At 67.4% G+C, this 16,193-nt stretch carries 28 protein-coding genes; 3 read left to right on the forward strand and 25 right to left on the reverse strand.

The genetic code is table 11. The features are described 5' to 3' along the window. Window positions 1–57: 57 nt before the first annotated feature. From rplO to ACIPM1_RS22065, 24 genes are all read right to left on the reverse strand, one after another. Window positions 58–513: a 50S ribosomal protein L15 gene (gene rplO / locus ACIPM1_RS21950; RefSeq protein WP_019753100.1), complete on the reverse strand. Its 456-nt coding sequence runs from the start codon at window positions 511–513 to the stop codon at window positions 58–60. A 2-nt stretch (window positions 514–515) separates the two neighbouring features. Continuing rightward, window positions 516–698, reverse strand: a complete 183-nt coding sequence (gene rpmD, locus ACIPM1_RS21955; RefSeq protein WP_009190145.1) for a 50S ribosomal protein L30 — start codon at window positions 696–698, stop codon at window positions 516–518. 2 nt (window positions 699–700) lie between these two features. Beyond that, window positions 701–1,306, reverse strand: a complete 606-nt coding sequence (gene rpsE / locus ACIPM1_RS21960; RefSeq protein WP_015658456.1) for a 30S ribosomal protein S5 — start codon at window positions 1,304–1,306, stop codon at window positions 701–703. 41 nt (window positions 1,307–1,347) lie between these two features. Next, on the reverse strand, window positions 1,348–1,731 hold the full coding sequence (gene rplR, locus ACIPM1_RS21965; protein WP_356189295.1) for a 50S ribosomal protein L18: 384 nt from the start codon (window positions 1,729–1,731) through the stop codon (window positions 1,348–1,350). A gap of 3 nt (window positions 1,732–1,734) precedes the next feature. Then, window positions 1,735–2,274, reverse strand: a complete 540-nt coding sequence (gene rplF, locus ACIPM1_RS21970) for a 50S ribosomal protein L6 (protein ID WP_402437168.1) — start codon at window positions 2,272–2,274, stop codon at window positions 1,735–1,737. A 24-nt stretch (window positions 2,275–2,298) separates the two neighbouring features. Further along, window positions 2,299–2,697: a 30S ribosomal protein S8 gene (gene rpsH, locus ACIPM1_RS21975; protein WP_356189299.1), complete on the reverse strand. Its 399-nt coding sequence runs from the start codon at window positions 2,695–2,697 to the stop codon at window positions 2,299–2,301. 212 nt (window positions 2,698–2,909) lie between these two features. Continuing rightward, on the reverse strand, window positions 2,910–3,095 hold the full coding sequence (locus ACIPM1_RS21980; protein ID WP_003948630.1) for a type Z 30S ribosomal protein S14: 186 nt from the start codon (window positions 3,093–3,095) through the stop codon (window positions 2,910–2,912). A gap of 5 nt (window positions 3,096–3,100) precedes the next feature. After that, complete coding sequence (gene rplE / locus ACIPM1_RS21985; protein WP_190181495.1) at window positions 3,101–3,658, reverse strand: 50S ribosomal protein L5; 558 nt, start codon at window positions 3,656–3,658, stop codon at window positions 3,101–3,103. Then, window positions 3,658–3,981, reverse strand: a complete 324-nt coding sequence (rplX, locus tag ACIPM1_RS21990) for a 50S ribosomal protein L24 (protein WP_030930498.1) — start codon at window positions 3,979–3,981, stop codon at window positions 3,658–3,660. Before rplX ends, rplE begins: the two co-directional genes overlap by 1 nt. 2 nt (window positions 3,982–3,983) lie before the next feature. Then, on the reverse strand, window positions 3,984–4,352 hold the full coding sequence (gene rplN, locus ACIPM1_RS21995) for a 50S ribosomal protein L14 (protein ID WP_003998823.1): 369 nt from the start codon (window positions 4,350–4,352) through the stop codon (window positions 3,984–3,986). A gap of 128 nt (window positions 4,353–4,480) precedes the next feature. Then, the gene (gene rpsQ / locus ACIPM1_RS22000; RefSeq protein WP_003992363.1) at window positions 4,481–4,768 is read right to left on the reverse strand and encodes a 30S ribosomal protein S17; all 288 of its coding nucleotides are present in this window, start codon (window positions 4,766–4,768) and stop codon (window positions 4,481–4,483) included. Then, the gene (rpmC, locus tag ACIPM1_RS22005) at window positions 4,768–4,992 is read right to left on the reverse strand and encodes a 50S ribosomal protein L29 (protein ID WP_389012224.1); all 225 of its coding nucleotides are present in this window, start codon (window positions 4,990–4,992) and stop codon (window positions 4,768–4,770) included. The genes rpsQ and rpmC overlap by 1 nt, the downstream gene beginning before the upstream one ends. Beyond that, window positions 4,992–5,411 carry a 50S ribosomal protein L16 gene (rplP, locus tag ACIPM1_RS22010; RefSeq protein WP_004927269.1) on the reverse strand — a complete coding sequence of 140 codons (420 nt, stop codon included), beginning with the start codon at window positions 5,409–5,411 and terminating at the stop codon, window positions 4,992–4,994. The genes rpmC and rplP overlap by 1 nt, the downstream gene beginning before the upstream one ends. A 5-nt stretch (window positions 5,412–5,416) precedes the next feature. Continuing rightward, window positions 5,417–6,244, reverse strand: a complete 828-nt coding sequence (gene rpsC / locus ACIPM1_RS22015; protein WP_037929573.1) for a 30S ribosomal protein S3 — start codon at window positions 6,242–6,244, stop codon at window positions 5,417–5,419. Further along, a complete protein-coding gene (gene rplV, locus ACIPM1_RS22020) occupies window positions 6,244–6,591 on the reverse strand; it encodes a 50S ribosomal protein L22 (RefSeq protein WP_402437172.1) in 348 nt (115 codons plus the stop codon). Before rplV ends, rpsC begins: the two co-directional genes overlap by 1 nt. A 45-nt stretch (window positions 6,592–6,636) precedes the next feature. Further along, window positions 6,637–6,918 (reverse strand): 30S ribosomal protein S19, encoded by a 282-nt coding sequence (rpsS, locus tag ACIPM1_RS22025; RefSeq protein ID WP_010986346.1) that lies wholly within the window; start codon window positions 6,916–6,918, stop codon window positions 6,637–6,639. Window positions 6,919–6,930: 12 nt separating this feature from the next. Beyond that, window positions 6,931–7,767: a 50S ribosomal protein L2 gene (rplB, locus tag ACIPM1_RS22030; RefSeq protein WP_007494772.1), complete on the reverse strand. Its 837-nt coding sequence runs from the start codon at window positions 7,765–7,767 to the stop codon at window positions 6,931–6,933. 40 nt (window positions 7,768–7,807) lie between these two features. Next, a complete protein-coding gene (rplW, locus tag ACIPM1_RS22035; RefSeq protein ID WP_356189308.1) occupies window positions 7,808–8,227 on the reverse strand; it encodes a 50S ribosomal protein L23 in 420 nt (139 codons plus the stop codon). Continuing rightward, a complete protein-coding gene (gene rplD / locus ACIPM1_RS22040; RefSeq protein WP_402437175.1) occupies window positions 8,227–8,883 on the reverse strand; it encodes a 50S ribosomal protein L4 in 657 nt (218 codons plus the stop codon). Before rplD ends, rplW begins: the two co-directional genes overlap by 1 nt. Window positions 8,884–8,890: 7 nt before the next feature. Beyond that, window positions 8,891–9,535 carry a 50S ribosomal protein L3 gene (gene rplC / locus ACIPM1_RS22045; protein WP_402437177.1) on the reverse strand — a complete coding sequence of 215 codons (645 nt, stop codon included), beginning with the start codon at window positions 9,533–9,535 and terminating at the stop codon, window positions 8,891–8,893. A 17-nt stretch (window positions 9,536–9,552) separates the two neighbouring features. After that, window positions 9,553–9,861: a 30S ribosomal protein S10 gene (gene rpsJ / locus ACIPM1_RS22050; protein ID WP_003948644.1), complete on the reverse strand. Its 309-nt coding sequence runs from the start codon at window positions 9,859–9,861 to the stop codon at window positions 9,553–9,555. Between the two features lie 600 nt (window positions 9,862–10,461). Further along, the gene (locus ACIPM1_RS22055; RefSeq protein ID WP_402437179.1) at window positions 10,462–10,821 is read right to left on the reverse strand and encodes a hypothetical protein; all 360 of its coding nucleotides are present in this window, start codon (window positions 10,819–10,821) and stop codon (window positions 10,462–10,464) included. A 270-nt stretch (window positions 10,822–11,091) separates the two neighbouring features. Further along, on the reverse strand, window positions 11,092–11,301 hold the full coding sequence (locus tag ACIPM1_RS22060) for a DUF397 domain-containing protein (RefSeq protein WP_402437181.1): 210 nt from the start codon (window positions 11,299–11,301) through the stop codon (window positions 11,092–11,094). Beyond that, on the reverse strand, window positions 11,298–12,173 hold the full coding sequence (locus ACIPM1_RS22065; RefSeq protein WP_402437183.1) for a helix-turn-helix domain-containing protein: 876 nt from the start codon (window positions 12,171–12,173) through the stop codon (window positions 11,298–11,300). The genes ACIPM1_RS22060 and ACIPM1_RS22065 overlap by 4 nt, the downstream gene beginning before the upstream one ends. Window positions 12,174–12,328: 155 nt before the next feature. Here ACIPM1_RS22065 and ACIPM1_RS22070 point away from each other — a divergent pair, with 155 nt between their 5' ends. The 3 genes from ACIPM1_RS22070 (at window position 12,329) to ACIPM1_RS22080 (ending at window position 14,613) form a co-directional block, all read left to right on the forward strand. Then, on the forward strand, window positions 12,329–12,817 hold the full coding sequence (locus ACIPM1_RS22070; protein WP_402437185.1) for an ATP-binding protein: 489 nt from the start codon (window positions 12,329–12,331) through the stop codon (window positions 12,815–12,817). A gap of 204 nt (window positions 12,818–13,021) precedes the next feature. Next, window positions 13,022–13,954 (forward strand): helix-turn-helix domain-containing protein, encoded by a 933-nt coding sequence (locus ACIPM1_RS22075; RefSeq protein ID WP_402437187.1) that lies wholly within the window; start codon window positions 13,022–13,024, stop codon window positions 13,952–13,954. Between the two features lie 53 nt (window positions 13,955–14,007). Continuing rightward, entirely contained in the window at window positions 14,008–14,613 is a 606-nt protein-coding gene (locus ACIPM1_RS22080) for a Uma2 family endonuclease (RefSeq protein ID WP_402437189.1), read from the forward strand. 291 nt (window positions 14,614–14,904) lie between these two features. Here the strand turns inward: ACIPM1_RS22080 and tuf are convergent, their stop codons facing one another. Next, window positions 14,905–16,098, reverse strand: a complete 1,194-nt coding sequence (gene tuf, locus ACIPM1_RS22085; protein ID WP_356189326.1) for an elongation factor Tu — start codon at window positions 16,096–16,098, stop codon at window positions 14,905–14,907. Between the last annotated feature and the right edge of the window lie 95 nt (window positions 16,099–16,193).

Below are 16,193 nucleotides of genomic sequence, written 5' to 3' on the forward strand. Positions count from 1 at the left end.
CCCATTTGTGGGTATCCCCGGTTGGGATCGTTCAGGTCATCGAGACGTCCGAAAGAGTCAGACGAGCTCGGTGACGCTACCGCCGGCGGCGGTGATCTTCTCCTTGGCGGAGCCGGAGACGGCGTCGACCGTCACCTGCAGCGCCACGGAGATCTCGCCCTGGCCGAGGACCTTGACGAGGCTGTTCTTGCGAACGGCACCCTTGGCCACCAGACCCTCGACCGTGACCTCGCCGCCCTCGGGGTAGAGCGCGGCCAGCTTGTCGAGGTTCACGACCTGGTACTCGGTCTTGAACGGGTTCTTGAAGCCCTTCAGCTTCGGGAGACGCATGTGGAGCGGCATCTGGCCACCCTCGAAGCGCTCCGGAACCTGGTAGCGGGCCTTCGTGCCCTTCGTACCACGACCGGCCGTCTTACCCTTCGAGGCCTCACCACGACCGACACGGGTCTTGGCGGTCTTGGCGCCCGGGGCGGGACGGAGGTTGTGGATCTTGAGCGGGTTCTGCTCCGCCATGATCAGTCGACCTCCTCGACCGTCACGAGGTGGCGGACGGTGTGCACCATGCCGCGGAACTCGGGACGATCCTCCTTGACGACCACGTCACCCAGGCGCTTGAGGCCCAGGGAACGCAGGGTGTCGCGGTGGTTCTGCTTGCTGCCGATGTAGGACTTCGTCTGCGTGATCTTGAGCTGCGCCATGATTACGCACCCGCCCCGGCACGCGCACGAAGGAGGGCCGCGGGGGCGACGTCCTCGAGCGGCAGACCACGGCGGGCCGCGACCTCCTCGGGACGCTGCAGGCCCTTCAGGGCCTCCACGGTCGCGTGCACGATGTTGATCGCGTTGTCGGAGCCGAGCGACTTCGACAGGATGTCGTGGATACCGGCGCACTCGAGCACGGCACGCACCGGGCCACCGGCGATAACACCGGTACCGGGCGACGCGGGCTTGAGCAGCACGACGCCGGCAGCCTTCTCACCCTGGATCGGGTGCGGGATGGTGCCCTGGATGCGGGGGACCTTGAAGAAGTGCTTCTTGGCCTCCTCAACGCCCTTGGCGATGGCGGCCGGCACCTCCTTGGCCTTGCCGTATCCGACACCCACGGTGCCGTCACCGTCGCCCACCACGACCAGCGCGGTGAAGCTGAAGCGACGACCACCCTTCACAACCTTGGCGACGCGGTTGATCGCGACGACGCGCTCAACGTACGCGGTCTTCTCGGCGGCAGCTGCGCCGCCGTCACGGCCCTTCCGGTCCCGCCGCTCGCCGCCACCGGCACCGCCACCGCGGCGCTGGGGTCCAGCCATTGGAATTACCTCTCTCTGTTTCCGCTAGCTACGGAACCGACTCAGAACTTGAGTCCGGCCTCGCGGGCGGCGTCCGCCAGGGCGGCGATGCGCCCGGCGTACTGGTTGCCACCACGGTCGAACACGACGGCCTCGACACCGGCGGCCTTGGCACGCTCGGCGACCAGGGCGCCGACCTGCTTGGCCTGCGCGGACTTGTCGCCCTCGCCACCGCGGACGGACGTGTCCAGGGTGGACGCGGACGCCAGGGTGTGGCCCTTCAGGTCGTCGATCACCTGCGCCACGATGTGGCGGTTGGAGCGGGTCACGACCAGACGGGGACGCTCCGCCGTACCGGCGATCCGCTTGCGGATCCGGATGTGACGGCGCTTGATCGCGGCGCGCTTGTAGGCGTCGCCCTTGAGGATCTTCTGCCCGTATGCCATGGCTTACTTACCCGCCTTTCCGACCTTGCGGCGGATGACTTCGCCCTCGTACTTGACGCCCTTGGCCTTGTACGGGTCGGGCTTGCGCAGCTTGCGGATGTTGGCCGCAACCTCGCCGACCTTCTGCTTGTCGATGCCCTCGACCTGGAAGCGGGTCGGGGCCTCCACCTTGAAGGTGATGCCCTCGGGCGCCTCGACGACGATCGGGTGGCTGTAGCCGAGCGCGAACTCGAGGTTCGCGCCCTTGGCCGTGACGCGGTAACCGACACCGCTGATCTCGAGCTTCTTCACGTAACCCTGGGTCACGCCGGTGATCATGTTCGCCACCAGCGTGCGGGACAGGCCGTGCAGGGCCTTGCTCTGACGCTCGTCGTTGGGGCGCGTCACCGAGAGGGTGCCGTCCTCGCCCTTGGCGATCTCGATCGGCGCCACGACGGTGTGGGTCAGTTCGCCCTTGGGGCCCTTGACCGAGACCGTACGGCCGTCGATGGTGACGTCCACGCCGGCGGGAACCGTGATGGGGAGCTTGCCAATACGCGACATAGCTGTTTCCTCCGTTCCCTTCCGCTACCAGACGTAGGCGAGGACTTCCCCACCCACGCCCTTCTTGCCGGCCTGCTTGTCGGTGAGGAGCCCGTGCGACGTGGAGATGATCGCCACGCCGAGGCCGCCCAGCACCTTCGGCAGGTTGGTGGACTTCGCGTACACCCGGAGACCGGGCTTGGAGATCCGCTTGATGCCCGCGATGGAGCGCTCACGGTTGGGGCCGAACTTCAGCTCCAGGACGAGGTTCTTGCCCACCTGGGCGTCCTCGACCTTCCAGCCCGTGATGAAGCCCTCCTGCTGGAGGATCTCCGCGATGTGCGACTTGATCTTCGATGCCGGCATCGTCACGGAGTCGTGGTATGCCGAGTTCGCGTTCCGCAGACGCGTGAGCATGTCTGCGATCGGATCAGTCATGGTCATGAATTGGCCTTCGGCCTCTCTCGCCGGGGTTTCCTGGTGCGCCATCCCTCTCCCCGATCCGAGACGGGACGGGTGCGGCGCGGTGGACCTACGGCGTAGTAAGTCGTACGGGCGCGGCAGGCGCCCAACCCCACAAGCCTAAGGCATGGGGGATGGGGCTCCTGCCGACCCAGATGCTTACCGAGAGCCTTGGGAATCCCGAATTACCGGAATTACCAGGAGCTCTTGGTCACGCCCGGCAGCTCGCCACGGTGAGCCATCTCACGAAGGCACACGCGGCACAGGCCGAACTTGCGGTACACGGAGTGCGGGCGGCCGCAGCGCTGGCAGCGGGTGTAGCCACGCACACCGAACTTGGGCTTGCGAGCAGCCTTAGCGATCAGAGCCTTCTTCGCCATCTCGCTCACGCCTCCTTGAACGGGAAGCCGAGGTGACGAAGGAGCGCGCGGCCCTCAGCGTCGTTGGTCGCCGTGGTGACCACGGTGATGTCCATACCCCGGACGCGGTCGATCTTGTCCTGGTCGATCTCGTGGAACATGACCTGCTCCGTGAGACCGAAGGTGTAGTTGCCACGGCCGTCGAACTGCTTGGGGGACAGGCCGCGGAAGTCGCGGATGCGCGGCAGCGCGAGCGACAGGGTGCGGTCCAGGAACTCCCACATGCGGTCGCCACGGAGCGTGACGTGGGCACCGATCGGCTGACCCTCACGCAGCTTGAACTGCGCGATGGACTTGCGGGCCTTGGTGACGGCCGGCTTCTGACCGGTGATCGTGGTGAGGTCGCGGATGGCGCCCTCGATCAGCTTGGAGTCGCGGGCGGCGTCGCCCACACCCATGTTGACCACGATCTTGACGAGGCCCGGGATCTGCATGACGTTCTCGTACTTGAACTCGTCACGCAGCTTCGGGGCGATCTCGTCGCGGTACTTCTGCTTCAGACGCGGGGAAGTGGTGGTAGCCATCAGATGTCCTCACCCGTCCGCTTGGCAACGCGGATCTTGTTGCCTTCGTCGTCGAAGCGGTAACCGACGCGGGTCACGACCTTGTTGCCGTCCTTCTCCACGACGAGCTGAACGTTGCTCACGTGGATGGGGGCTTCGGTCGTCACGATGCCGCCGGCCTGGGAACCGCTGGCGGTCGGACCGGCCTTGGTGTGCTTCTTGACCCGGTTGACACCCTCGACCAGGACACGCTCCTCGCGCGGGTAAGCGGCAATGACCTTGCCCTGCTTGCCCTTGTCCTTGCCGGTGATGACCTGGACCAGGTCACCCTTCTTGATCTTCATGCTCACAGCACCTCCGGCGCGAGGGAGATGATCTTCATGAACTTCTTCTCGCGCAGCTCACGGCCCACCGGGCCGAAGATACGGGTGCCGCGAGGGTCGCCGTCGTTCTTCAGAATGACGGCGGCGTTCTCGTCGAAGCGGATGTACGAGCCGTCCGGACGGCGGCGCTCCTTGACGGTGCGAACGATGACCGCCTTGACGACGTCACCCTTCTTCACGTTGCCACCGGGGATCGCGTCCTTGACGGTGGCGACGATGACGTCACCGATGCCCGCGTAGCGGCGACCGGAGCCGCCGAGCACACGGATGCAAAGGATCTCCTTCGCACCAGTGTTGTCGGCGACACGCAGTCGCGACTCCTGCTGGATCACGTCTATCTCCTGTTTGTCTGCCGGTTCCCCGGGGGCCACTCAGCGAGCGGCCCCCGGAGCCTGGCGGAACTGTCCTGCGAGGGATGCCCCGCAGGAACGTACTTTTGGAATTCCCTTGCGGGAATTACCTACTTGGCCTTCTCGAGGATCTCGACGACGCGCCACCGCTTCGTGGCGGACAGCGGCCGGGTCTCCATCAGGAGGACGCGGTCGCCGACACCCGCGGCGTTCTGCTCGTCGTGCGCCTTGAGCTTGTTCGTACGGCGGATGACCTTGCCGTACAGCGCGTGCTTGACGCGGTCCTCGACGGCGACGACGACGGTCTTGTCCATCTTGTCGCTGACGACGAGACCCTCACGGGTCTTGCGGAAGCCGCGGGCCTCTGCAGTCTGCTCAGTCACGTTGCTCTCACTCATCAGGCGCTCTCCACCGTCTCGATGCCCAGCTCGCGCTCACGCATCAGGGTGTAGATCCGCGCGATGTCCTTACGGACGGCCTTCAGCCGACCGTGGTTCTCGAGCTGACCGGTCGCCGCCTGGAAGCGGAGGTTGAACAGCTCTTCCTTGGCCTCGCGGAGCTTGCCCAGAAGCTCCTCGTTGCCCAGCTCGCGCAGCTCGGACGCCTTGGTACCGACCGACATCACGCTTCACCTGCCTCGCGCTTGACGATCCGGCACTTCATCGGCAGCTTGTGGGCCGCACGAGTCAGAGCTTCACGCGCAATCTTCTCGTTCGGGTAGGACAGCTCGAACATCACCCGTCCCGGGTGAACGTTCGCGATCCACCACTCCGGCGAACCCTTACCGGAACCCATGCGGGTCTCGGCGGGCTTCTTGGTCAGCGGGCGGTCCGGGTAGATGTTGATCCAGACCTTGCCGCCACGCTTGATGTGGCGGGTCATCGCGATACGGGCCGCCTCGATCTGGCGGTTGGTCACGTACGCCGGCGTGAGGGCCTGAATGCCGTACTCGCCGAACGCGACCGTCGTACCGCCCTTGGCCTGACCACGGCGCTTCGGGTGGTGCTGCTTGCGGTGCTTGACCCTACGGGGGATCAGCATGTCGGTCAGGCCTCCGTTCCGGTGCTCTCAGCCGGAGCGGCAGCCGGAGCCTCGGCCTTGGGGGCCTCGGCAGCGGGAGCCTGCTGCGGCTTGCGACCGCGACCGCCACGCTCGCCACCGCGGCCACCACGGGCCGGGCGGTCGGCGCCACCGCGGGCCGGGCGGTTACCCGCACGGGCCGCAGCGTTCTCGGCGCGGACCTCGGCGATGTTCTTGACGTCGCCCTTGTAGATCCAGACCTTCACACCGATGCGGCCGAAGGTCGTCTTGGCCTCGAAGAAGCCGTAGTCCACGTTCGCGCGGAGCGTGTGCAGGGGCACGCGGCCCTCGCGGTAGAACTCCGAGCGGGACATCTCGGCGCCGCCGAGACGGCCGCCGCACTGGATCTTGATGCCCTTGGCGCCCGCCTTCATCGTGCCCTGCATGCTCTTGCGCATGGCACGACGGAAGGAGACGCGGGAGGAGAGCTGCTCGGCGACGGCCTGAGCAACCAGCTGAGCGTCCGTCTCGGGGCTCTTGACCTCGAGGATGTTCAGCTGGACCTGCTTGCCCGTGAGCTTCTCGAGGTCGCCGCGGATGCGGTCGGCCTCGGCGCCACGGCGGCCGATGACGATGCCCGGACGCGCGGTGTGGATGTCCACGCGGACGCGGTCACGGGTGCGCTCGATCTCCACCTTCGAGATGCCGGCGCGCTCCATGCCGGACGTCATCATCCGACGGATGGCGACGTCTTCCTTGACGTAGTCCTTGTACAGCTTGTCGGCGTACCAACGCGACTTGAAGTCGGTGGTGACACCGAGCCGGAACCCGTGCGGGTTTACCTTCTGGCCCATTACCGGGTTCCTTCCTTGCTGCTGACGACCACGGTGATGTGGCTGGTCCGCTTGCGGATCCGGTAGGCACGGCCCTGGGCACGCGGACGGAACCGCTTCAGGGTCGGGCCCTCGTCGACGAACGCCTCGGAGATGAAGAGGCTGTCGACATCGGTGTGGTCGTAGTTGTGCGCGGCGTTGGCGATGGCGCTGTCGAGCACCTTGCCGACCGGCGCGGAGGCTGCCTGCGGAGCGAATCGCAGAACAGCCTGGGCCTCCGTGGCGTCCATGCCACGGATGAGGTCCACCACACGGCGGGCCTTCATGGGCGTGACGCGGATGTACCGCGCCTGGGCCCTGGCTTCCATGGTTGTCCCTTCAGAGTTACTTACGTGTCTGAATGCGATCCGCTGCTAGCGGCGCTTCGACTTCCGGTCGTCCTTGACGTGACCCCGGAAGGTGCGGGTCGGCGAGAACTCGCCGAGCTTGTGGCCGACCATCGACTCGGTGACGAACACCGGGATGTGGGTCTTGCCGTTGTGCACCGCGATCGTGTGGCCGAGCATGGCCGGGATGATCATCGAGCGACGGGACCAGGTCTTGATGACGTTCTTGGAACCGGCTTCGTTCTGGGCGTCCACCTTCTTGATCAGGTGGTCGTCGACGAAGGGCCCCTTCTTGAGACTACGCGGCATCTAAACCCGCTCCTAGCGCTTCTTGTTCGTCTTGCGGCGGCGGACGATGTACTTGTTCGAAGCCTTCTTCGGCGAACGAGTACGACCCTCCTTCTGACCCCACGGGGAGACCGGGTGGCGACCACCGGAGGTCTTGCCCTCACCACCACCGTGCGGGTGGTCAACCGGGTTCATCGCCACACCGCGAACGGTCGGGCGGACGCCCAGCCAGCGCTTGCGGCCGGCCTTGCCCCAGTTGATGTTGCTCTGCTCGGCGTTGCCGACCTCGCCGACCGTGGCGCGGCAGCGCTGGTCGACCAGGCGGATCTCACCGGAAGGCATGCGGAGGTGGGCCATCGAGCCCTCCTTCGCGAGCAGCTGCACGGAGGCACCGGCGGAGCGGGCGAACTTGGCACCGCCACCGGGACGGAGCTCGATCGCGTGGATCGTGGTACCGACCGGGATGTTGCGGAGGGCCAGGTTGTTGCCCGGCTTGATGTCGGCCCCGGGACCGTTCTCCACGCGGTCGCCCTGCTGCAGGTTGCGCGGGGCGAGGATGTAGCGCTTCTCGCCGTCGGCGTAGTGCAGCAGCGCGATGCGCGCGGTGCGGTTGGGGTCGTACTCGATGTGCGCGACCTTCGCCGGCACGCCGTCCTTGTCGTGACGACGGAAGTCGATCACGCGGTAGGCGCGCTTGTGTCCGCCACCCTGGTGGCGAACGGTCACACGACCGGCGTTGTTACGGCCGCCCTTGCTGTGCAGCGGGCGGACCAGCGACTTCTCCGGCGTGGACCGCGTGACCTCGACGAAGTCGGCGACGCTGGAACCACGACGGCCCGGCGTAGTCGGCTTGTACTTGCGGATTCCCATTTCTCAGTCCTCGTCCGATATCGGACGATCCGGACCGCCCTCAGGCGGTCGGACCGCCGAAGATGTCGATACGGTCGCCCTCGGCGAGGGTCACGATCGCGCGCTTGGTGGCGGCACGCTGACCGAAGCCGGTCTTGGTGCGCTTGCGCTTGCCCTGGCGGTTGATCGTGTTGACCCCGGTGACCTTGACCTCGAAGACCGCCTGGACGGCCTGCTTGATCTGGGTCTTGTTGGCGTTCGGGTCGACGATGAACGTGTACTTGTTCTCGTCGAGGAGCGCGTAGCTCTTCTCCGAGACGACCGGCTTCAGCAGGACGTCACGGGGGTCCGTGTACGACTTGCTCAGCGGGGTCTCGACGGTGTTCTTACCCTCGGCGGCGTGACGGCGCGCCTTGGCGACGCGCGCGGCCTTGGCGGCCTTGGCGGCCTTCGAGGCGATGGAGGGGTGACGCGTAGCCATCAGGCCTCGCTCCCTTCGGTGTCGTTGGCCTTGTTCGGGCCGGCGACGAAGGACTCGAAAGCGGCCTTGGTGAAGACCACGTCGTCCGAGACGAGAACGTCGTACGTGTTCAGCTGGCCCGGCTCCAGGATGTGGACCTGGGGCAGGTTGCGGGCGGACAGCCACGCGGCCTCGTCGGAGCGGTCGGCGACGAGCAGCAGGTTCTTGCGCTCGCTGATCTTGCCGAACAGCGTCTTGGCGGCCTTGGTGGAGATCTCGCCCTCGACCACGCCGGAGACGACGTGGATGCGGTTGTGGCGGGCCCGGTCGGTGAGGGCGTGGCGCAGGGCCGCGGCCTTCATCTTCTTCGGGGTCCGCTGCGAGTAGTCACGCGGCTGCGGGCCGTGGACGACGCCACCGCCGGCGAACTGCGGCGCGCGGGTCGAACCCTGACGGGCGCGACCGGTGCCCTTCTGGCGGTACGGCTTCTTGCCGCCACCACGGACTTCACCGCGACGCTTGGTCTTGTGCGTGCCCTGGCGGGCAGCGGCGTTCTGCGCGACGACGACCTGGTGGATCAGCGGGATGCTGATCTTCTCCACGCCGAAGATCTCCGCGGGGAGCTCGACGCTACCGGTCTTCTCGCCTGCAGGCGAAAGGATGTCAACAGTGCTCATCGGTACCTCAGGCCCCCTTGGCCGCGGTGCGGACCAGGACGAGGCCGCCGTTCGGACCGGGAACCGCGCCCTTGATGAGCAGCAGACCCTTCTCCGCGTCAACGGCGTGGACGGTCAGGTTCTGGGTGGTGACCCGCTCGTTGCCCATGCGACCCGCCATGCGGAGGCCCTTGAACACGCGGCCCGGGGTGGCGCAGCCACCGATGGAACCGGGCGAGCGGTGCTTGCGCTGGGTGCCGTGTCCGGCGCCGAGGCCCTTGAAGTTGTGACGCTTCATGACACCGGCGAAGCCCTTGCCCTTGCTCTTGCCGGTCACGTCGACCTTCACGCCGGCCTCGAAGACCTCAGCGGAGATCTCCTGGCCCAGCGTGTACTCGGAGGCGTCCGCGGTGCGGATCTCGACGAGGTGGCGGCGAGGGGTGACGTCGGCCTTGGCGAAGTGGCCCTTGAGGGGCTTGTTCACCTTGCGCGGGTCGATCTCGCCGAAGGCGATCTGGACCGACTCGTAGCCGTCGACGTCGTTCGTACGAACCTGGGTGACGACGTTGGGGCCGGCCTTGACGACGGTGACCGGAACAACACGGTTGTTCTCGTCCCACACCTGCGTCATGCCGAGCTTCTCGCCCAGGATGCCCTTGATCTGCTTGGTCATCTCTCAGATCACCGGCCTCAGAGCTTGATCTCGATGTCGACACCGGCCGGGAGGTCGAGTCGCATCAGAGAGTCAACGGTCTTGGGGGTCGGGTCGAGGATGTCGATCAGGCGCTTGTGCGTGCGCATCTCGAAGTGCTCGCGCGAGTCCTTGTACTTGTGCGGCGACTTGATGACGCAGTACACGTTCTTCTCAGTGGGCAGCGGCACCGGGCCCGCGACCGACGCACCAGTGCGGGTCACCGTCTCGACGATCTTCTTCGCCGAGGAGTCGATGACCTCGTGGTCGTAGGCCTTGAGCCGGATGCGGATCTTCTGTCCCGCCATGGCTACTCAGTAGTCCTGTCTCTCTTACGCTCCGGAACCCGGTGGCTTCCTTGCTGCTGTCTTCGTTCCTCCGACCCACGCGGTCGGGCGTGTCGCGCTCCCGCTGACATGGATGTCCCTTGTCCGAACATCCCTGCGGGATTGCACACGGCCCTGCCGGAACCGCGAGCCGGGGGCGAAGGCCCACCGGGTGCCTGGCCGGTGCCGCGCTGACACTTCCCGGAAGATTCCCGTACGTCCGCCCCAGCGCTGCCATCAGGCAGTTAGGGCGACGAGTACTGTGGGACTCGCTTCCGGTCCCCCCGGCGGGAGGCGCGCAGCATCAACACTCGACCGAGCAACTCGGACAGTCTGCCATATGGGGCGGGGGGCTGGCCAATCGGGGCGGAGAGAGTACCCCTAGGGTGACGTGGGTCAAACCCGGGGCGACCGCAAGCCCGGTTTTCGCGCCCCCGGGTGGCCCCGAGCCCGGACAAGTGGGACTTCCCGGGGGACGCCGCCCTCCTCCGCGACGCAGCTGTGGCACGGACTTTCTTCGCGAGAGACGGCAGGTCGGACAACGAGGAGACGAGAAGTCCATCGCCGCCGCCCCGACGCCGCTCAGGCGCGACGGCCGCGCAGGGCCTTCCAGGCGTCCTCGGCCGCGAACGTGGCTCTCAGCCGCCAGGCATCCAACTTGTCCAGCACGGTTGTCCGCACCATCTGCCACGTGAACCACCAGGGCAGCCGCCGGAGCGGCACGAAGGTCAGGGTGTCCCTGATGGCGTTCTCGGCGATGCCGCCGGGGCCCTCGGCGCGCAGGGCGGCGCACAGCTCCGGCGTCAGCTCACCGCGGAGCCGCGCCGCGGTGCCCGCCGCGGTGAACGCGAACCCCCGCTGAGCAGGGTCCGACAACCGCATCGCCCTGACGATGCGCGGCGACGCCTCCTCCAGCGGGCACTGGAACGCCAACCCGATCACCGCGGTACCGAGACGCCGCTCGCCGCGCTCGAACGCGGCATCCCACTCCGCGGGATCATCGAGACTCAGCAGACCCTCGCCACTCTCCCAGTCCCACCCCGGACGCCATGACCGGTCTCCCCTCCGTCCGTCACCCGTCACCCGGCGGCGACTGGAGGAGTGGGTGAGGCTCTGTCCATCGCCGGGGCTCGCCAGCACGCCCAGCCAGGTGTCCCGCTCCGCGAGGACAGCCCCGCATCCCTCGGCGACGCCGCTATGGCGGGGCCGGCCTCAGTCCGCGGAGGCGTACGGGACGAAGGCGGTCCAGGTCGTCGGTGGGAAGGTGAGCTGGGGGCCGTCGGTGTGCTTGGAGTCGCGGACGTGGACCATGCCGGGGCTGGTGGCGATCTCGACGCAGGAGTTGCCGTCGTTGCCTCCGCTGTAGCTGCTCTTGAACCACGCCAACTTGGAGGCGTCCCCGGCACTGATCTCGCGGATCATGTCTCTCCCAGCAGTTGCTCGATGAAGGCCAGCGACTCCCCCGGCGAGAGTGCCTGAGCCCGGATGGTGCCATAACGCAGCTCAAGGATGCGCAGGTGTTTGGGCTCGGAGGTCGGCCGGCCGTTGAACGCGCCCTCGGAGCGGCCCACCGCCGTACCGTCCGGGAACTTCAGCAGTTCGATCCGGCCATCCAGGCCTGAGTGGGTTTCGGAGTTCATCGGCATCACCTGAAGCACAACGTTGTGCAACCGGCCCACCTCCAGCAGACGTTCGAGCTGCTGACGCCCGGCCATTGTGCCTCCGACGGGACGCCTCAGGACCCCCTCTTCCAGGACGAAGCTGAGGGCGGGAGCGGGCGCGCGCTCGAAGACCGTCTGCCGGGCCAGGCGAGCGGCCACCATGCGTTCCACGTCGTCCGGTGAGTACGGCGGCTGCGCTGCCCCGATCACAGCCCGCGCGTGCTCCGGCGTCTGCAACAGCCCAGGGATGATGTGGCACTCGTACAGGGCGATCTCGACCGCCCGCGCCTCCAACTTGCCCAGCTCCCGCACCTTCTTCGGGTACCGGACCCGCTTCACGTCCTCCCACGTCGCCGCGATGAGACCACCCGCCTTCAGCACCTCGTCGGCCCGAATCAAGTAGTCCTGGCGGGGAATCCGCTTCCCGCCCTCGACCTTGTAGACCAGGTCCTCGCCGTACCCCACGGCAGCCCCGAACTCGGCGGCCCGCAGCCCCGCTGCCTCCCTCCGCAGCTTCAACTGCCGCCCCACCGTGGTGATCACGGCGACGCCCCACTCGTCGTCCGGGTCCACCTCCCACCCCGGCTCGTCCGCCTCGCCCCTGAGCCCTACCGCCTCGCCGTCCACCGACATACCGCGCCCCTCCGTAGTCCCGCGCCGTACCGCGACGCCCTACCCGCGGCAACGATGCCGACAGCCCGGACAGCACCGGACAACCCGCCGACAGTCACGGTACGCAACCATTCGATCACTCCTCACGACAGACGTCGTCGGCCACGCTGAGTGACGTGAACCAGGAAATCGCCGCAACCGAGACCTCGGCCCAACCAGCCACCCATTGCCCCAACTTCACCGTGCTGCTGTCGTCCACGAGGCGCGGAGCCCGCCTGGCCCGACTGCTCGCGGAGACACAACTGCGCCGCTGGGGGCTGCCCACGGAGACCGCGAAGCACCTCGTGGCCGAACTGGCGGCCAACGCCGTCACGCACGGCCGCGTCCCCGGGCGGGACTTCCGGCTGACGCTCTACGTGGTCGGCGGCACACTCCGAATCGAGGTCACGGACACGCGGGGTGACCGCCGCCCCGCACCTCAACGCCCAGCAGGGGACGCCGAGTCGGGCCGCGGCCTGCTCCTCGTGGACGCGCTCGCGGACCGCTGGGGCGTGAGCGAGGACCGCTTCCCGCGCAAGACCGTATGGGCAGAAGTGCGCTGCTCAGCCCCGGAACCCGCACCCACGGGCCCCGGCGCCGCCGACTCCTTTTCCCAAGGAACGTGAGGGAGGAAGAACCCCGCCAAGCCCCACCCCTCCCGCCCGTGAGGCGCGCTCACTCGGGCGGGTGAACATGACCGGCTCGGCTGGATTTCAGGGCCCCCAACTGCCCTACTCTCAGCGCAAACAACCGCACACATGCATCGGCCCCCGGCCGGGACTCGCAATCCCGATCGAGGGCCTGGCCACCGAGAAGGTCGAGTCTTCCCGATGGGTACCCAAGACCCTAGCGTGCCTCCGCACGCCCAGTCAGCCGTTGTCGCCGACGAACCCCCCTCCCGGGCGAATCCACGCACGCGTACTCGCCCCCGCCCCCGCGCCTACGGCGTCACGCACGACAACACCCGCCACACCACCCGCTTCACGGTGATCGGCAACCACCTCGCCCAGCACCCCGAACTGTCACTCGTCGCCATCGCGCTGGCCGTGCACATCCAGTCGCTGCCCACGAACGCTCCCGTGGACATCAAGACCCTCGCCGAACGCTTCCCGGAGGGCCGCACCCGCATCGCCGCCGGACTGCGCGAACTGGAGGCCCACGGCTACCTGCGCCGCGTCCGCGAACACACCCCCGGCGGCAGGATCGTCACCCGCACGATCTCCTGCAACCAACCGAAGACCCGCGAGATCGCCCGCCACCACAAGCCCGCCCCCGCCGCCGACACGGGCGACCGGGCGCACGAGGAACACCCGCCCAGGAGCAGGAAGCCCCGCGACCCCCGTAAGAAGCACCCCCTCCCCCCGGTTCCGCAGCCGGCGTACCCCTCCCCCACCGTCCTCCAGACGGCCACGGACCTCCTCGCCACCCTGCACCGTGAAGACCCGAGCCTCCTGCTCAGCGCCTGCGACACGGCCCACCTGGCCCCGGGCGTCGCCGCCTGGCTGCAACGCGAGGTGCCCGCGACCGTCGTACGCCGCGCCCTGGCCGACGCCCTGCCACCCGAGGGCGTACGCCGCCCGGCCGCCTTCCTGGCCCACCGCCTCACGGCCCAGCTGCCGCCCCCACCCCCGTTCCGCGCCCCGGCCGCCCCACCACCCGTACGGCACCCCATGCAGAACTGCGCCAACTGCGACCGCGGCTTCCGCGCCCCCGAACCGGGACGCTGCCGCGACTGCCGATCCGCTCTCCCGGAAGCCGCCTAGCATGAACGTGAACGATCCTTGCCCCTGGGCACAGACGACGAGGAGCGAGCGCCATGACCATCGCCTCGGACAACGCGCGACGGAGCGCCTCCCACCTGTACCGGACCATGCGGGACTTCGTTCAGTCGATGGACGACACCCTCCCGGGCAAATTCGAGATCACCAAGGAAGGGATCGTTCACGACATGATGTCGCCCGGAGGACCCCACGAGGTCACGGCCGCTCACATCAGCCGCCGTCTGGAGAGGGTCATGCCGGACGAGCTGCTGGCTCATACCGGCACACCCGATGTGGAAGACGAGCCCGAGGGCATCATGCGCCACCCTGACGTGATGGTCATCGCGTGGACCGACCTGGATGTCGAGGGGTCTATCGACCCTCGTGCCCTCGTCGCTGCCATTGAAGTGGTCTCCAAGTCCAATCCTGACAACGACTGGGTCACCAAGATGCGCGACTACCCACTGATCGGCATCCCCACCTACGTGATCTTCGACCCCCGCACAGGGACTGGGGCGGTCCTCTCCGAGATCCACCGGACCCCGGAGGGACTGCGGTACGCGACCCGTAAGGACTTCGTGTACGGAGAAGACGTCACCATCGCGGAGTGGACGATCTCGACGAAGAACCTGCCACGGTACGAGGACAAGCGCGAGAGCTAGTGCTGTGGCCGGAAAGGCTGGTCACGTCCGTCGACCGGCCGTGCCTGCCGCAGGTCGCTCACGTGCAGCACGGTGAATGCGGCGATCTCCCTTGAGGTCTGGTCGCCCGACTCCTCGTCGCGCTGTTCGGGGGCGGGGCGGTGATCGAACCGGGGCGGGTCCACAACGCCCCGCCGTACAACCACCCGAGCGCGTATGGCGCGGAACGCGAAGAGGCCCGTACGACCGGAGTCGTACGGGCCTCTTCAGGTCAGGCGACCCCGGAGGGTCAGACCGTCAAGAGAGCGAGGCTCACTTGGTGATCTTGGTGACCTGGCCGGCGCCCACCGTGCGGCCACCCTCGCGGATGGCGAACTTCAGGCCCTCTTCCATGGCGATGGGCTGGATGAGCTCCACCTTCATCTCGGTGTTGTCACCCGGCATCACCATCTCGGTGCCCTCGGGGAGGGTCACAACGCCCGTCACGTCCGTGGTACGGAAGTAGAACTGCGGACGGTAGTTGTTGAAGAACGGCGTGTGGCGGCCACCCTCGTCCTTGGACAGGATGTAGGCCTGCGCCTCGAACTCGGTGTGCGGGGTGACCGAGCCCGGCTTGATGATGACCTGGCCGCGCTCGACGTCCTCGCGCTTGATGCCGCGGAGCAGCAGACCGACGTTCTCACCGGCCTGACCCTCGTCGAGCAGCTTGCGGAACATCTCGATGCCGGTGACCGTGGTGGTGGTCTTCTCGGTCTTGATGCCGATGATGTCGACGGTCTCGTTGACCTTGAGGACACCACGCTCGATGCGGCCGGTGACGACCGTACCGCGACCGGTGATGGTGAAGACGTCCTCGATCGGCATCAGGAACGGCTTGTCGACGTCGCGCTCCGGCTCCGGGATCGCGGTGTCGACGGCGTTCATGAGGTCCAGGACCGACTGGGTCCACTTCGGGTCGCCCTCGAGCGCCTTCAGCGCGGAGACCTTGACGACCGGAACGTCGTCGCCCGGGAACTCGTACTCGGAGAGGAGCTCACGGACCTCGAGCTCGACGAGCTCCAGGATCTCCTCGTCGTCCACCATGTCGGCCTTGTTCAGGGCGACCACGATGTACGGAACGCCGACCTGGCGGGCCAGGAGCACGTGCTCCTTGGTCTGCGGCATCGGGCCGTCGGTGGCGGCGACCACCAGGATGGCGCCGTCCATCTGCGCCGCACCGGTGATCATGTTCTTGATGTAGTCCGCGTGACCCGGGCAGTCGACGTGGGCGTAGTGACGCGCCTCGGTCTGGTACTCGACGTGCGCGATGGAGATGGTGATACCGCGCTGACGCTCCTCGGGCGCCTTGTCGATGTTGTCGAACGGGGTGGCCTCGTTCAGCTCCGGGTACGCGTCGTGCAGCACCTTGGTAATGGCGGCCGTGAGGGTCGTCTTACCGTGGTCGATGTGACCGATGGTGCCGATGTTGACGTGCGGCTTAGTCCGCTCGAACTTCGCCTTCGCCACTGGGGTCCTCCTGTGGAGTGGTTCTGTACGCCTTACTTCATCGGCGCCAGGTGATCTTTGCTGGATGGCCCGGATCTCCGGGGCATCCCACCCGC

The organism is Streptomyces sp. NPDC086766 (assembly GCF_044746005.1).
Classification (GTDB): Bacteria; Actinomycetota; Actinomycetes; order Streptomycetales; family Streptomycetaceae; genus Streptomyces.

Bases quoted from the DNA above. Each gene is read 5' to 3' on its own strand.
- rplO (WP_019753100.1), bottom strand. From the start codon at position 513: ATGGCGGAGCAGAACCCGCTCAAGATCCACAACCTCCGTCCCGCCCCG.
- rpmD (WP_009190145.1), bottom strand. From the start codon at position 698: ATGGCGCAGCTCAAGATCACGCAGACGAAGTCCTACATCGGCAGCAAG.
- rpsE (WP_015658456.1), bottom strand. From the start codon at position 1,306: ATGGCTGGACCCCAGCGCCGCGGTGGCGGTGCCGGTGGCGGCGAGCGG.
- rplR (WP_356189295.1), bottom strand. From the start codon at position 1,731: ATGGCATACGGGCAGAAGATCCTCAAGGGCGACGCCTACAAGCGCGCC.
- rplF (WP_402437168.1), bottom strand. From the start codon at position 2,274: ATGTCGCGTATTGGCAAGCTCCCCATCACGGTTCCCGCCGGCGTGGAC.
- rpsH (WP_356189299.1), bottom strand. From the start codon at position 2,697: ATGACCATGACTGATCCGATCGCAGACATGCTCACGCGTCTGCGGAAC.
- ACIPM1_RS21980 (WP_003948630.1), bottom strand. From the start codon at position 3,095: ATGGCGAAGAAGGCTCTGATCGCTAAGGCTGCTCGCAAGCCCAAGTTC.
- rplE (WP_190181495.1), bottom strand. From the start codon at position 3,658: ATGGCTACCACCACTTCCCCGCGTCTGAAGCAGAAGTACCGCGACGAG.
- rplX (WP_030930498.1), bottom strand. From the start codon at position 3,981: ATGAAGATCAAGAAGGGTGACCTGGTCCAGGTCATCACCGGCAAGGAC.
- rpsQ (WP_003992363.1), bottom strand. From the start codon at position 4,768: ATGAGTGAGAGCAACGTGACTGAGCAGACTGCAGAGGCCCGCGGCTTC.
- rpmC (WP_389012224.1), bottom strand. From the start codon at position 4,992: ATGTCGGTCGGTACCAAGGCGTCCGAGCTGCGCGAGCTGGGCAACGAG.
- rplP (WP_004927269.1), bottom strand. From the start codon at position 5,411: ATGCTGATCCCCCGTAGGGTCAAGCACCGCAAGCAGCACCACCCGAAG.
- rpsC (WP_037929573.1), bottom strand. From the start codon at position 6,244: ATGGGCCAGAAGGTAAACCCGCACGGGTTCCGGCTCGGTGTCACCACC.
- rplV (WP_402437172.1), bottom strand. From the start codon at position 6,591: ATGGAAGCCAGGGCCCAGGCGCGGTACATCCGCGTCACGCCCATGAAG.
- rpsS (WP_010986346.1), bottom strand. From the start codon at position 6,918: ATGCCGCGTAGTCTCAAGAAGGGGCCCTTCGTCGACGACCACCTGATC.
- rplB (WP_007494772.1), bottom strand. From the start codon at position 7,767: ATGGGAATCCGCAAGTACAAGCCGACTACGCCGGGCCGTCGTGGTTCC.
- rplW (WP_356189308.1), bottom strand. From the start codon at position 8,227: ATGGCTACGCGTCACCCCTCCATCGCCTCGAAGGCCGCCAAGGCCGCC.
- rplD (WP_402437175.1), bottom strand. From the start codon at position 8,883: ATGAGCACTGTTGACATCCTTTCGCCTGCAGGCGAGAAGACCGGTAGC.
- rplC (WP_402437177.1), bottom strand. From the start codon at position 9,535: ATGACCAAGCAGATCAAGGGCATCCTGGGCGAGAAGCTCGGCATGACG.
- rpsJ (WP_003948644.1), bottom strand. From the start codon at position 9,861: ATGGCGGGACAGAAGATCCGCATCCGGCTCAAGGCCTACGACCACGAG.
- ACIPM1_RS22060 (WP_402437181.1), bottom strand. From the start codon at position 11,301: ATGATCCGCGAGATCAGTGCCGGGGACGCCTCCAAGTTGGCGTGGTTC.
- ACIPM1_RS22065 (WP_402437183.1), bottom strand. From the start codon at position 12,173: ATGTCGGTGGACGGCGAGGCGGTAGGGCTCAGGGGCGAGGCGGACGAG.
- ACIPM1_RS22075 (WP_402437187.1), top strand. From the start codon at position 13,022: ATGGGTACCCAAGACCCTAGCGTGCCTCCGCACGCCCAGTCAGCCGTT.
- ACIPM1_RS22080 (WP_402437189.1), top strand. From the start codon at position 14,008: ATGACCATCGCCTCGGACAACGCGCGACGGAGCGCCTCCCACCTGTAC.